The organism is Micromonospora sp. NPDC050980, from assembly GCF_040653835.1.
Lineage (GTDB): Bacteria > Actinomycetota > Actinomycetes > Mycobacteriales > Micromonosporaceae > Micromonospora.
Map to the genome: position 1 here is coordinate 299,456 of NZ_JBFAGS010000002.1, position 13,338 is coordinate 312,793.

Genomic DNA, 13,338 nt, shown 5'->3' on the forward strand with positions numbered 1-13,338 from the left:
TCTGGTCGGCACCCTGTCTCGCCGTGCCCGCCGGAGGTCCCCGTGCTGCTGCTCTGCTTCGCTGCCGTCCTGCTCGCCGCCGTGCTGGTGTCGGCGCTGGCCAAACGGACGATCCTGTCGACCGCGGCGCTGTTCCTGATCGCCGGCTTCGCCCTCGGTGAGGGCACCACCGGGGTGCTGCACCTGCGGGCGGAGTCGCCGATCGTCGCGCAGTTGGCCGAGCTGGCGCTGTTCGCGGTGCTGTTCACCGACGGGATGCGGGTGGGCTGGGCGGACCTGCGCAGCGCGTGGCGGCTGCCCGGCCGGGCGTTGGGCTGGGGCCTGCCGCTGACCCTGCTGGTCACCGCCGTGCTGGCGCACTACGTGGCCGGGCTGGACTGGGCGGAGGCGCTGCTGATCGGGGCGATCCTGGCGCCCACCGACCCGGTGTTCGCCGCCGCGCTGGTCGGCAACGACAAGGTGCCGGCCCGGCTGCGGCACCTGCTCAACGTCGAATCGGGCGTGAACGACGGGCTGGCGTTGCCGTTCGTGGTGGTGCTGCTGGCCGTCGCCGCCGGCTCCGACGACCTGCACCTGGGCGAGTTGGCGACCGAGCTGGGCGTCGGGTTGGCGATCGGGGTGCTGGTGCCGCTGGCCGCGATCGCGCTGGAGCGGACCCGGTTCTTCGCCGCGTCGGCGGCCTACGCGCCGCTCAACGGGGTGGCGATCGGGCTGCTGGTGCTGGCGCTGGGCAAGGCCACCCACGGCAACCTGTTCCTGGCCGCGTTCGCCGCCGGCATCACGGTGGCGACCTTCGGGCCCCGGGAGCGCGTCGCGTTCGAGCACTTCGGCGAGAACGTCGCCGAGTTGCTGAAGCTGGCCGCGCTGCTGGTGTTCGGGGCGCTGATCTCGCCCGGCTTCCTCGGCGAGATTCCCTGGACCGGGTGGGTGTTCGCGCTGCTGGCCATCGTGGTCGCCCGGCCGCTGGCGTTGTGGGTGTCGTTCCTGCGCTCCGGGCTCAACCTGCGCGAGCAGGCCGCGGCGATGTGGTTCGGCCCCAAGGGCTTCGCCTCGGTGGTCTACGGACTGCTCGTGCTGGAGGCCGGCATCGGCGCCGCGGACGAGGTGTTCCACCTCGTCGCGCTGACCATCGTCATCTCCATCCTGGCCCACTCCTCGACCGACGTGGTGGTGGCCCGGGCGTTCGACGAGAGCGCGGAGGTCCCGAACTGGTACGGCGTGCTGCGCCGGATCCGGCGCACCGGCCGCGCCGACGCCGGGCCCGGCCGGCCGGCGGCGGACGACGCCGGCGCGGCGCAGCCGACCGGCCGGGACGGCCCGGCCGGCGACGGCGCGACGACGGAGCCTCAGGCGAGGGCGAAGTAGCGCAGCCACAGGTACGGCACGGCCAGCCCGACGGTGACCACGGTGACCACCAGGCCGTAGCGGGTGAACTGCCAGAAGCTGATCCGCTGCCCGGCCCGTTCGGCGAGACCGAGCACGACCACGTTGGCGGAGGCGCCGACCGCGGTGGCGTTGCCGCCCAGGTCGGCGCCGAGGGCCAGGGCCCACCACAGGACGTGGGACTGTCCGCCGCCCTGGGCCTGCACCAGGTCGGCCACGACCGGACTCATCGTGGCGACGTACGGGATGTTGTCGACGAGTGCCGACAGCACCGCGGAACCCCACAGCAGGACCATCGAGGCCGGTAGCAGCCGGCCGTCCGTGACGTCGATCGCGGCGCGCGAGATCTGCTCGACCACGCCGGTGTTCACCAGCGCGCCCACCATGATGAACAGGCCGGCGAAGAAGACGAGCGTGGGCCACTCGACGTCGCGGCTGATCTCCCCGGCGTCGAGCCGGGAGAGCGCGAGCAGCAGCAGGCCGCCGAGCAGCGCCACCACCGCCGGCTCCAGGTGCAGCGTGGTGTGCAGCACGAACGCGGCGGTGACCGCGCCGAGCACGGCCAGGCCGATCATGAGCAGCCGGCGGTCGCGGATGGCGTCGCCCTCGTGCAGGGCGGCGATCTGCGCGGCTCGCTCCGGGTCGTAGCGGAACGAGTCCCGGAACAGCAGCCGGCACATGCCCAGGAACACCACCAGCAGCAGCACCACGAACGGCGCGAGGTGGACGAGGAAGTCGTTGTAGCTCAGGCCGCCCCGGCTGCCGATGATGATGTTCGGCGGGTCGCCGACGAGCGTCGCGGTGCCGCCGATGTTCGAGGCCATCGCCTCGGCGATGAGGAACGGCACGGCCGGCACGCCGAGGCGCTCGCAGACCAGGAAGGTCACCGGCGCGATCAGCAGGACGGTGGTGACGTTGTCCAGCGCCGCCGACGCCACCGCCGTGATCAGCACCAGGATCACCATCACCCGGTACGGCCGGCCGCGCGCTCGTTTCGACGCCCACACCGCCACGTACTCGAAGCCGCCGGTGCGTTTCAGCACGGCGACGATGAGCATCATGCCGATCAGGAGGAAGATCACGTTCCAGTCGATGCCGGCGTCCTCGGAGAAGAACGCGTGCCCCGTGTCGGTCGCGCCGATCAGGAACATCACCGCCGCCCCGCCCAGCGCCGCGGCCACCCGGTGGATCTTCTCGGTGGCGATCAGCACGTACGCGACGGTGAAGACGGCCACCGCGGCCCAGGCCAGCCCGCTCATGCGGCGAGCATCCGGTCGAGCAGGGCGTCGAGCGTGATGCCGCCGACCATCGGCTTGCCGGGTGGGGCCACCGCGACCAGGGGGCTGCGCTTCTGGGCCATCACCGCGGCCACCTCAAGGACCGTGGCCTCCGGGCCGACCACCGGTGGGGCCAACCTTTCCGGTGGCAGCAGGTCCGCGACCGACCGGCCCTCGGCTCCCCGCAGGAACATGTCCGCGGCCGGCTCGTCGATCATGCGGGCGAGGGCTGGATCCTCCCGGCAGTAGCCGGGGATCACCAGCCGCAGCACCTGCGTGCCGGGCAGGACGGTCACCGGACGGCCGGCGGCGTCGACCACGATCAGGCCGGGCAGGTTGTGCCCGGCCAGCAGGCGGGCGGCCTCCAGGACCGAGGTGCCGACGGTGATGGTCGGGAAGGAAACGGCCAGGTCTCGGGCTCGCACGACAACTCCTGCGGGTTCGGTGAACGCGACGGTGGGTGTGCCGACCGGACTCTCCGGTACTCCGATGATCACCTTAGTCGGCGGCGGCGCGGTGCGTGCCGGGCGGCGCGGCGGGGTGGCTCAACCGCCGGCCGCGCGGTGGGCGCTGCCCGCCCACCGCCGCCACCACTGGTCCTCGGTCGGCTCGCCGGCGGCTGCCACCAGCGCGCCGATGAGTTCCGCCCCGGCCGCGGCGCGCGGCGGCGCGGCGGCGCGGACGAGGCACGAATCCGGTCGGCCCGCCCCCGGACCACCTCCCCGACCAGGTCGCGCCCCGTCTCGGTGAGGGTCAGCCAGGCCACCCGCCGGTCGGTGGTGCCCTGCCGGCGGGCCACCAGGCCGCGCCGGACCAGCCGGTCGCAGGCGCGGGTCGCGGTCGACGGGTGGACCTCCAGGGCGGTGGCGAGATCGACCGTCCGCAGCGGTCCGCGCGCGGCGAGCAGCACCATCGTGCGGTACTGGGAGAGGGTCAGCTCCGTGTCGCGGCCGGCCAGCGTGTGCGCGGTGAAGCCCACCATCACCCGGCTCAGCGCGGCGAGCTGCGCGACGAGCGCCGACTCGGGGTCCTTCACCGGCCCTTCCGCCGGCACGTAGAGTCCCACCACACAATGGTTGCACGGGTGCAGGAAAGGGCGGTGGAGTGGTGTTCGGCCAGCGGCACGAATCCCGGCAGCGGGCGGTCGGGCGCTGGGAGCAGCTCAGCGCCGCCCCGCTGACGCTGCTGTCCGTGGTCTTCCTCGCCGCATACGCCTGGCCGATCCTCGTGCCGCAGCTTGCCCACCGGTGGGTGGTCGCCTGCGAGGCCACCAGCCTGACGATCTGGCTGCTCTTCTGGGTCGACCTGCTGGTGCGGTTCGCGCTCGCCGGTGACCGGCTGCGGTTCCTGCGCTCGCACCTGTTCGACCTGACCGTGCTCGTGCTGCCGTTCCTGCGTCCGTTGCGGGCGCTGCGGCTGGTGACCGTGGTGCTGAATCTGACCCGGCGCACGACCGACTGGGCCCGTGGCCGCCTCGCCCTCTACGTCACCGCCACGACCGTGCTGCTGGTGGTCGTGTCGGCGCTGGCGGTGCTCGACGCGGAACGAGGCGCGCCGGACGCCTCGATCACCTCGTTCGCCGATGCTCTCTGGTGGGCCGCGGTGACGATCACGACAGTCGGGTACGGCGACCTGTTCCCGGTGACCGCGGCCGGGCGGTTGGTCGCGCTCGGCCTGATGGTCGGCGGGATCGGTCTGATCGGTTTCGTGACCGGGTCGCTCGCGACCTGGATCGTCGAGCGGGTCGCCGACCGGAGCCGCGCGGAACCGGCGACGGCAGCCGACGTCGCGGCCCTGCGCGACGAGATCGCCGCGTTGCGGGCGCGGCTGGAGTCGCGGTCCTCCGCCGGTGTGCCCGATCCGCTCGGCGTCGATGACTGACCCGGGGCGCTCCGCGGATTCGGGCCACCGGTCGTGGCTCGGACTGCCGGCGGCGTTGGCCTTCATCGCCGTCGTGCTGCTGGTCGACGTGGCGGCGGCCGCGCACGCGGTCCTCATCGGGTTCCTGGCCCTGGCTCCGCTGCTGGCCGCCGCGGTGGACACGCCACGGCGTACCGCCGTCGCGTCCGCCGCGGCGACGCTCGCCGCCGTCCTGGCCGGCCTGCCCAGCCAGACCCTGGGCAGTCTCGACCACGTCCTGCGGGTGGCCGTGGTGATCGCGGTCAGCGTCGCGGCCCTGTACGTGGCCCGGGCCCGCACGTTGCGCGAGGAGCGGATCCGCCGGATGAGCGAGATCGTGCGGGTCACCCAGCGGGCCATCCTGCGGGAGGTCCCGCCCACGATCGGCGCCGTCGCGCTGGGCGCCCGGTACGTCTCCGCCCAGCAGGGCGCGGGGGTGGGCGGCGACCTCTACGAGGTGGTGCCGGGACCGGATCGGCTGCGGATCATCATCGGCGACGTCTGCGGCAAGGGCCTGCCGGCGGTGCAACTCGCCTCGGCGGTGATCGGCGCCTTCCGGCAGTCCGCGATCGTGCGCGACCGGCTGGAGGAGGTCGCCGCGGACCTCGACGCCCTGGTCGCCCGGGAGCCGAAGCCCGCCTACGGGGTCACCTTCGTCACGGCCGTGCTGCTGGAGGTGCGTGGGCCGGACCTGTGGGTGACGAGCTGCGGGCACCCCATGCCGCTGCGACACCGTCCCGGGCGTACGCCCGGCCCGCTCGCCGAGGTCGAGCCGGGCCGGCCGCTGGGGCTGGGCGGCCGGCGTGACCCGCCGACGCGCCACCCCTGGTCGATCGGGGACCGCCTGCTGCTCTACACCGACGGCCTGATCGAGGCGCGCGACGACGGCGGCCGGTTCTTCCCGCTCCGGCTGCTCGACCGCCCGTTGTCCGCTCCCTCGCTGCCCCGGGCGCTCGACGCCATCTGGCGCGTGGTGCGGGCGCACGTCGACGGTGAACCCCGCGACGACCTCGCGCTGCTGCTGATCGAACGACTGCCGGACGACGTCACCGACGCCGCTCGCGGCGGGCGATGACGTTCCCCGGGCGGGCGGTCAGACCGGGACGTCGGTCCCGGTCGGCGCGGGGTCGCCGGTCGGCGCGGCCGAGGTCGGATCGGCCGGGGTGGCCGGCGCATCCGTGCCGGGCGGCGCCGACGCGGAGGCGGACGGGCTGGTGGTCGGTTCGGCGGAGCCGGTCGGGCTGGCCGACGGCGCGGGGGTGGTGGACGTCGATGGTGACGGCGACGGCTTGACGCTCTCGGTGGGCTTCCCGGTCGCCGGCGGTGGGCTCGCCGGAGTCGCCTCCCCGGTGGGCTGCGGTGGCGTCGTCGCCGGCCCGGTGGTGCGCGGCGGCGCCGGTTCGTCGACCCGGGCGCGCGGTGCGCGCGTCGCCGGCGCGCTCGACTCCGGCTCGTCGCCGCCGGCGATGGTGACCAGCGCCGCGGATCTGCGGCAGGGCACGCCGGCGAGCGCGAAGCCGTCCGGACCGGACCGGGCCGGCTCGGTGTAGGTCCCCCGCAGCGGCACCCGGATCGGCGCCGAGGTGTCCGACGGCAGGGGCAGCCGCACCTGCCGCCCCGACTGCCACCGGTCCATCGGCGCGTCCAGGTGCTGGCCGGGGGAGAGTCGGAAGTGCAGCACCTGCCGCCCCGTCGGCTGCCGGCCGGTCACCTCGACGGTGACTTCCGCGCCGAACGTGCCCTGCGCACGCTCGGCGGAGTAGGTGACGGTGCAACCGAAGGTCGGGCTCGGTGTCGCCTCGGACGCGCCGTAGGCGTCCGGCGTCGAACCGGACCCGGAAAGTTGGGCGACGAGCAGCGCGCCCGCCAGGACGACCGGCAGACCACCCGCCAACGCCGCGCGTCGCAGCGTCGTCCGCCGGCCGCTGCCCGGTGACGCGAGGGTCGTGGGCCGCAGGTCCTGGCGCGCGCCGACGGCCGGCCGCATCGGCGCCGGCGCCGGTGCGGCAGCGCCAGCGGTGGCGAGCGACCGGGCCACGGTTCCCGCGCTCGGCCGCTCGGCGGGGTCGGGTGCGAGGCAGCGGCGACGCAGCTCGTCGACGGCCTCGGGCACCCCCTCGACCCGCAGCGTCGCCTCGTGGTCGTCGCGGCCGTGCCGGCCGGGTTGGGCGGGGGGCCGCCCGGTGAGGCACTCGGTGAGCAGGAGGCCGAGCGCGTAGATGTCGCACGCGGGCACGGCGGGTTCGCCGCGCAACTGCTCGGGCGACATGTGCGAGGGCGTGCCGCGGATCTCGCCCCGGCCGTCGACAGTGGCGGCGCCGACCGCGAGCGCCACGCCGAGGTCGACCAGTTTCGCCCCGTCCGGCGCGAGCAGCACGTTGCCCGGCTTGACGTCGCGATGGACCAGCCCCGCCTCGTGGACCGCGGCGAGCCCGGCCGCGACCTGCGCGCAGATCTGTCCGCCGTCGGGCCAGCCCAGCGCGCCGACCCGGCGCAACCGGTCGGCGAGCGTCTCGCCCTCGACGTACTGCAGCACCAGGAAGGGCACCCGCCGCAGCCCCGACAGCCGGGCCTCGCCGTAGTCGTAGACCGCCGCGACGTTCGGGTGGTCCAGCCGCGCCGCGGCCCGCGCCTCGCCGCGCACGGCCCCGCGCCACCGGGGGTCCTCCGCCGGACCGGGGGCGAGCAGCTTGACCGCGACGGTGCGGTCGAGAAGTTCGTCCACCGCCTGCCAGACGACGGCCGACCCACCCCGGCCGACCTGCCGCACCAGGCGGTAGCGTCCCGCCAACACCCGCATCGCGCACCCCCTTCCACGGTCGATCCGACCGCTCGATCGGCTGTGCGAGCGTCTTCCTCCTACCCCAGGCACCAGCAGGGAAAACAGTCGGGCCCCGGCGGGCCGGCGCGGGGGGTCGGCCGGCTGCGGGGGTCCCGGCCGCCGCGGGCCCGATCGGCGGGGGTGGCGGCGCGACGGGGGTCAACGGCGCGGCGACCGGCGCCGGTCCGGTGACCCGCTGGCCGTTGCCGAAGTCGAAGGTCACCGTCGCGTTCTGGCCCGGGCGCAGTGACTCGTCCAGACCGAGAAGCCGGAAGTGGCGGCCGGCCTGGTCGTTGAACCGCACGAAACTGAGCGGGGGCAGGTCGAAGCGCGCGGGCCGGGTCGTCGACCCTGACGGCGGGCCGCTGGCCGCCGGTGACGGGGTCGGGGAGTAGGGGGCGAGGCGGGCCGGGTCGCCGGGGGTGTCTCCGGCGAGGGTGGTGGGGGCTGCTCCGCGCCGACCCGTCGTTCGGCCTTGGAGCCCGCGGCCATCTGCGGCTCGTAGTGGACGATCTCGATGTCGTTGCGGCGGGTGCGCCCTCGCGGACCACGTCTGTCAGAGGTTCTCCCGCCGCCACTGGCTGACCGCCCGCTCGACCGCCTCTTCCTCGTGCCGCAGCGAAGCCTTGATCCGGCGGCGGGCGGCGGCGCCGGTGAACCGGTCGACCACGATGAGGGCGATCAGGACGGCCACCAGCCAGCCCAGCGCGGCGAGGGGTGCGACCAGCGTTGCCGGCCAGCTCAGCAGGCACACGGCGACGGCGGTGACGATCCTGGTGGGCCGCGTGCGGCGGAAGGTGCGCGCGACCACCGCGACCTCGGTCAGCAGGAACAGTGCGACCCCGCCGTAGAGGGCGACCACCCCGGCCCATCTCAGCGGCTCGACGAGGACCTGGGCGACCGCTTCGAGGACGAACTTCAGCCCGAGCGCGACGGCGATGACACTCAGGATCATCAGCAGGTGGAGGTAGGTGAAGACGTCTCGGGCCAGCGAGATCCGCCGCACGTCCCGGGTGCCGTGCATGGCTTGCTCCACGCTGGGCGCGAGGGTGTCGAAGTGCAGCCACCACAGGGCCGCGAGCAGCAGGATGCCGAGGGCCGACCCGGCGATCACCGGTGCGGACAGCGCGAGACGCTCGAACCGTCCCGGCCCGAGCCCCAGCGAGATGACCGCCTCGCCGAGCGCGATCAGGATGATCAGGGAGTGGCGTTCGGCCCAGTGCCCGGCCGAGGCGACCGTCCACCTGGCGTAGGGCAGGATCAGACCGACCGAATACTCGGCCAGGAGCGCGGCCGTCCACAGGCCGAGACGGGCGTCGAACCGCACGTCCGGCGGGGCCCACCACGCCGCCGTGGCGGCGAGCACGACGAGGACGGCGGCCACCACCGGCGGCGCGGAGACGAGCGCCAGTTGCCAGCGGGCTCGACCGACGCCGGTCAGCACGAACAGGAACGCGCCCAGCGTGAGACCGCGCACGACCAGATAGGCCAGCGCGAACACGATCGGGCCCGCCAGGTCGTCGAGCTGGTTCCGGAAGGCCTGCGGGATGGTGATCGCCAGCACGAACGTGGCGACGGTGATGCCGAGGCCGAACACCGGCAGGACGCCCTTGTCGAGGCGAGCCAGGTTGCCCAGGGCCGCCAGCACCGTCCAGCACCACCAGAGCAGCGCCAGCACGAGCAACCCGGCCAGCACCGACCTCGGGGTCGGGTGGGTGGAGACCAGGCCGGTGACGTTGAGGAACGCGAAGACGAAGATGAGGTCGAAGAACAACTCCAGGCGGGTGACCCGCGTTCCCGGCTCGATCGGCGTCAACCAGGGTGACCGGCGCACGGCGATGGGAGCACTCACCGCCCCAGTCTCGTCGGGCGCCGGCCGGGCCGCCCCGGTTTCGGCGTAGCGCCGCCGACCGCGTCGTCCGGCGGGCCGGGGTCAGCGGGTGGCGGCCGTCGGCGTGACGGTCGCGCGACGGGTGTCGCCCCCGCGCAGGTAGGTGACCGACACGCGCTGGCCGGGTTCGACCGCGCGCAGGGCGCCGAGGAACGCCTCCAGCGTCTCGGTGCGCTCACCGGCCAGCTCGGTGATGATGTCCCCGGGTCGCAGGCCCGCCTTCGCCGACGGGCCGGCCCCGGCGACGTCCCGCACGAGCACGCCCCGGTCGGTGGCGGCGCCGAGCGACCGCGCGATCTGCGACGTCAGCCGGGCCACCGCCAGCCCGAGGTACGGCTGGGTGACCTTGCCGTCGTCGAGCAGGTCGTCGGCGATGTCGACGGCGGTTGCGGCGGGGATGGCGAACCCGATGGACACCGCCCCGGTCTGCGGCGGCAGGTGGGCGTCGTTGATCCCGACGACCCGGCCGGAGTAGTCGGCCAGCGCGCCGCCGGAGTTGCCGGGGGAGATGGCGGCGTCGGTCTGGATCAGGTCGACCAGGGCGTTGCCCTGGGTCGCCGAGCCGGGGATCTCCCGGCCGACGCCGGAGACGATGCCGGCGGTCACGCTGTTGAGGAAGCCCAGCGGGCTGCCGAGCGCGACGACCGGCTCGCCGGGTTGCGGGAGTTCGGTGCGCAGCGGGGCGGGCGGCAGGTCGGTGCGCTGCGCCCGCAGGACCGCGAGGTCGGTGACGGCGTCGGCGGCGACCACCCGGGCGGGCACCCGGGTGCCGTCGGCGAGGGCGAGTTCCACGTCCTTCTGGTCGCCCACCACGTGTTCGTTGGTCAGCACCAGCCCGCCGTCGCGGAAGACCACGCCGGAGCCGAGCCCCTCGTCGGTGCGGACCGTGACCACCGACGGTTGCAGCCGGGCCACCACCTGCGGCAGGCCGGCGGCCGGCGCGGCCGAGACCGTCGGCGCCGCGGCGGCCTTCTCGTCGACGCCGCCGTCCGCCGTGCAGCCGACCGTCACGGCCAGCAGCGCCACGCTGCCGATCAGCGCCGCCCGGCGCGATCCACGTCCCACGTCTCTGCCCTCCCCAAGTGCCGGTGACCCGACGGACCTTCCGGCCCTCTGGCGAGCCGCTACCCGGTGCCCGCACCGCCAAACGCCGCCCGACGCCGACCCGGCCGGTTGTCACGATGGCGAATGCGGATCGTCACGAACCTGTCGTATTGCCGGCGGAACCCTTGGGGTAGGGCGTGAGGAACGCCGATGTGAGACGTCAGGAGGCAGTCGTGACCCACCCGTGGTTCTTCCCCGAGGGGCTGCCGTCGCTGTTCGACGACGGGCCCGCCGCCAACGACACCCGGTTGGCCTGCCGGGTGGTCGACCAGATGCACCGCGACCCGCTGCTGCGCCGCGAGCGCATCTGCGTGGAGGCGCAGAACCGGGTGGTCATCCTGGAGGGGCGGGTCCGCTCCGCCGACGTGCTGGCCCACGCCCGCGCGCTCGCCTGGGCGGTGCCCGGGGTGCACGACGTCAATATCCGGCTGCACGTGGTCTGATGTCGTCACCCGATCCGACAGGAGCCGCGCATCATGGCAGTCGACCCCACCGGCCGGGACCTCAAGGGGTTCCTCGCCACCGACCCCGACGCCCCGGTGGTCATGCTCAACCTCCTGCGCTTCGCCGAGGGCGGGCGGGAGTCCTACGCGCGTTACGCCGCCGCGTTGCGGGAGACGTTCCTGCCCCGCTACGGCGGCGAGGTGCTCTACGCCGGTGACGGTGGACCGGCGCTGGTGGCCGAGGAGGGCCAGGCGTGGGACGCGGTGCTGCTGGTGCGCTATCCGAGTCGGACGGCGTTCAGCCGGATGGTCGCCGACCCGGAATACCAGGAGGTGACCCGCTGGCGGACCCGGGCGCTGCGGGAGGCCGTCCTGCAACCGACCGTCGCCTGGGCCGGACCCGGTCGCGAGCAGTGAGGGAGCAACCGCGGATGGACAGGTGGCGACCCGGGGCGCGCCGGGCGGCCGTGGCACTGTCGGCGATCGTCCTGCTCGCCGCCGGCTGCGCCGGCCGGCCGGATCCGGAGCCGACACCGGAGCCGACCCCCACGGTCCGCCTGGGCACCGTCGCCCGGGCTGAGGTGGGTGCCCGGCTGACCGTGACCGCGACCGTCGACCGCGTGGTCACCGGCGGCGCGTTCGTCGTACGCGACGTGGACTTCACCGACGGCACGATGCTCGTGCTGTCGGCCGAGCCGATCACGGCCGAGCCGCCGCAGTTGGTGACCGTCAGCGGCGCCGTCGTCGACTTCTCGTACCGCGAGTTCGCCGACCGCTACGATCTGGGGCCCTCCGGTCCCTACCGGAGCTTCGAGGGCGGCCGGGCGATCGTCGCCGAGAAGGTGACCGTGCACTGACCGTCAGCTGTCGAGCCGGTCGCGCAGGTCGTCGACCTGCTGCTGGAGCCGGTCGACCGCGCCCTCGTTGTTGAGGAAGGTCGTGATGCCCGCGCCGAGCGCCAGCCCGAGCAGCAGGGCGACCACACTGAGCACGAGCCCGCCGATCGCCACCCCCCGGCCGGTCACGCCCGGTCGGGCGGCCATCCGCAGGCCCACGATGCCCAGGACGATGCCGACGATGGCGAGCACCACGCCGATCCAGGCGAGGATGGCGGTGAGCACGCTGAACAGGCCGGACACGCCGAACACGAGCGCGAGCGCGGCGGCGGTGCTGGTCTTGGCCCCCGCACCGGCGCGGGTCGGGGCGCCGGCTCCGCGGGCCGGCTCGCTGGACGCGGTCATGGCACTCCCTCCGCCGCACCGGGTGGCGCGGGCTTGTGCCGGCCGCTTCCCCCGTCACCGCCAGGTCATGCCTGCCGCTCGGCGATCCTGCGGACGATGTCGGGCAGATGGTCCGGCAGGGCCACGGAGCGCAGGTCGGCGAGCATGTCGTCCAGGAGCCGGGTGATCCGCGGCTGGTCGCGTCCCGACCGTCGGACGTCGTCGACCGCGACCGCGAGGAAGCCGTCGAAGTCCTGCCCCCGGGCCCGCACCCGGGGCGTGCCGTCGGGGTCGTCGACGAGCAGGCGGTGCCCGGGCCGGCCGGCGAGGCGGCGCAGCAGGTCGTGCATCTCCTGCACGCTGCGGACCGCGGTGGTGGTGTCGTTGATGCCCGGGGAGAGGGCCCGTTCGGCGATGTCGGTCAGTTGTCGGAACCCGAACCCGACGTCCTGGCCGAGGGTCCGTTCCACGCCGAGATTCACCGCGACGCAGGCCTGCGCGTCCGGCACGGTGGTGGGGGAGGGGTCACCGGGCAGGGGGTGGACCGCGATCAGCGGTTGCCCGGCCACCACGAAGTCGCCCGGCGCGGTCAGGACCGACAGCGCGCAGTCGTGCTTGCGGGCCAGCGCGGCGAGCCGGTCGAGGCCGACGTGCTGGATCATGCCGGGCTGCACCGCGACGATCACCTGCACCGGCGGCGCCAGCGGCGGGACCGGCTCGGACGCCCGGCCGACCGGATACTGCTCCTCGATCACCCGGCGGGTCTGGGCGCCGACGGCCGAGATGATGTGCGAGACCCGCATCACGGTGGTGACGTGGTGCAGGTAGTAGACGAAGAGTCCGCTGCTGGCGAGCACGAAGGTCATCGCCACGGCGAGCGACAGGTCCGGCAGCCGGGGGTCGGCGCCGGCCGGTAGGGCGGCCAGCACCACCATGGCGAACAGCGCGGTCGCCAGGAAGGTGCCCAACGCGGCCTGCGTGATCCGGTCCTGCAGGAAGGTCCGCAGCACCCGGGGGGAGTACTGGCTGCTGGCCAGTTGCACGGCGACAACGGTGATGGAGAAGACGAGCGCGGTGAACGAGATCATCGCGGTGATGATCGACGACAGCAGCGACCGGGCGCCGGCGACGCTGCTGGGCAGGAACCCGCCGGTGGGCAGGCCCAGGCGCAGCTCGGCCACGGACAGCGCGAGCGCCAGCAGCACGGCTCCGGCCGCGAACGCCGCCGGCACCAGCCAGAAGCCCGACCAGGCCGCGGTGAGGCGGGCACGGAGAGTACGCGGGGCGTGGTCCATCCCGC

13 protein-coding genes and 1 pseudogene are annotated in these 13,338 nt (G+C 74.4%); 6 read left to right on the forward strand and 8 right to left on the reverse strand.

Translation table 11 applies throughout. The features are described from left to right. Positions 1-42: 42 nt before the first annotated feature. Positions 43-1,365, forward strand: a complete 1,323-nt coding sequence (locus tag AB0H28_RS05175; protein WP_358034464.1) for a cation:proton antiporter — start codon at positions 43-45, stop codon at positions 1,363-1,365. Here the strand turns inward: AB0H28_RS05175 and AB0H28_RS05180 are convergent. The 3 genes and pseudogenes from AB0H28_RS05180 to AB0H28_RS05190 all read right to left on the reverse strand — a co-directional run bounded on the left by AB0H28_RS05180 (position 1,347) and on the right by AB0H28_RS05190 (position 3,642). Further along, entirely contained in the window at positions 1,347-2,642 is a 1,296-nt protein-coding gene (locus AB0H28_RS05180) for an ArsB/NhaD family transporter (protein WP_358034467.1), read from the reverse strand. The two genes, AB0H28_RS05175 and AB0H28_RS05180, sit on opposite strands and share 19 nt — an antisense overlap. Continuing rightward, entirely contained in the window at positions 2,639-3,085 is a 447-nt protein-coding gene (locus AB0H28_RS05185; RefSeq protein ID WP_358034470.1) for a CBS domain-containing protein, read from the reverse strand. Before AB0H28_RS05185 ends, AB0H28_RS05180 begins: the two co-directional genes overlap by 4 nt. Positions 3,086-3,205: 120 nt before the next feature. Next, a pseudogene (locus AB0H28_RS05190) lies at positions 3,206-3,642 on the reverse strand (MarR family transcriptional regulator). A 125-nt stretch (positions 3,643-3,767) separates the two neighbouring features. Between AB0H28_RS05190 and AB0H28_RS05195 the strand changes: the two are divergent. Continuing rightward, entirely contained in the window at positions 3,768-4,541 is a 774-nt protein-coding gene (locus tag AB0H28_RS05195) for an ion channel (protein WP_358035150.1), read from the forward strand. Beyond that, positions 4,534-5,634: a PP2C family protein-serine/threonine phosphatase gene (locus tag AB0H28_RS05200; protein WP_358034473.1), complete on the forward strand. Its 1,101-nt coding sequence runs from the start codon at positions 4,534-4,536 to the stop codon at positions 5,632-5,634. The genes AB0H28_RS05195 and AB0H28_RS05200 overlap by 8 nt, the downstream gene beginning before the upstream one ends. Before the next feature lie 18 nt (positions 5,635-5,652). Here the strand turns inward: AB0H28_RS05200 and AB0H28_RS05205 are convergent, their stop codons facing one another. The 3 genes from AB0H28_RS05205 to AB0H28_RS05215 form a co-directional block, all read right to left on the reverse strand. Continuing rightward, the gene (locus AB0H28_RS05205; RefSeq protein ID WP_358034476.1) at positions 5,653-7,359 is read right to left on the reverse strand and encodes a protein kinase; all 1,707 of its coding nucleotides are present in this window, start codon (positions 7,357-7,359) and stop codon (positions 5,653-5,655) included. Positions 7,360-7,936: 577 nt separating this feature from the next. Further along, positions 7,937-9,232: a low temperature requirement protein A gene (locus AB0H28_RS05210; protein WP_358034478.1), complete on the reverse strand. Its 1,296-nt coding sequence runs from the start codon at positions 9,230-9,232 to the stop codon at positions 7,937-7,939. A gap of 81 nt (positions 9,233-9,313) precedes the next feature. Beyond that, the gene (locus AB0H28_RS05215) at positions 9,314-10,336 is read right to left on the reverse strand and encodes a trypsin-like peptidase domain-containing protein (RefSeq protein WP_358034481.1); all 1,023 of its coding nucleotides are present in this window, start codon (positions 10,334-10,336) and stop codon (positions 9,314-9,316) included. Positions 10,337-10,548: 212 nt separating this feature from the next. On the opposite strand from AB0H28_RS05215, the gene AB0H28_RS05220 reads away from it, so the two are divergent. From AB0H28_RS05220 to AB0H28_RS05230, 3 genes are read left to right on the forward strand one after another with little or no spacing between them, the layout of a single operon-like run. After that, on the forward strand, positions 10,549-10,818 hold the full coding sequence (locus AB0H28_RS05220) for a BON domain-containing protein (protein ID WP_358034484.1): 270 nt from the start codon (positions 10,549-10,551) through the stop codon (positions 10,816-10,818). Positions 10,819-10,851: 33 nt separating this feature from the next. After that, entirely contained in the window at positions 10,852-11,235 is a 384-nt protein-coding gene (locus tag AB0H28_RS05225) for a DUF1330 domain-containing protein (protein ID WP_358034487.1), read from the forward strand. Between the two features lie 14 nt (positions 11,236-11,249). After that, positions 11,250-11,675 (forward strand): hypothetical protein, encoded by a 426-nt coding sequence (locus AB0H28_RS05230; protein ID WP_358034490.1) that lies wholly within the window; start codon positions 11,250-11,252, stop codon positions 11,673-11,675. A gap of 3 nt (positions 11,676-11,678) precedes the next feature. Here AB0H28_RS05230 and AB0H28_RS05235 read toward each other — a convergent pair whose 3' ends face one another. Together AB0H28_RS05235 and AB0H28_RS05240 are read right to left on the reverse strand one after the other, a co-directional pair. Continuing rightward, positions 11,679-12,059 carry a hypothetical protein gene (locus AB0H28_RS05235; RefSeq protein WP_278106314.1) on the reverse strand — a complete coding sequence of 127 codons (381 nt, stop codon included), beginning with the start codon at positions 12,057-12,059 and terminating at the stop codon, positions 11,679-11,681. A gap of 65 nt (positions 12,060-12,124) precedes the next feature. Beyond that, positions 12,125-13,333: a DUF2254 domain-containing protein gene (locus AB0H28_RS05240; RefSeq protein WP_358034493.1), complete on the reverse strand. Its 1,209-nt coding sequence runs from the start codon at positions 13,331-13,333 to the stop codon at positions 12,125-12,127. Positions 13,334-13,338 lie beyond the last annotated feature (5 nt).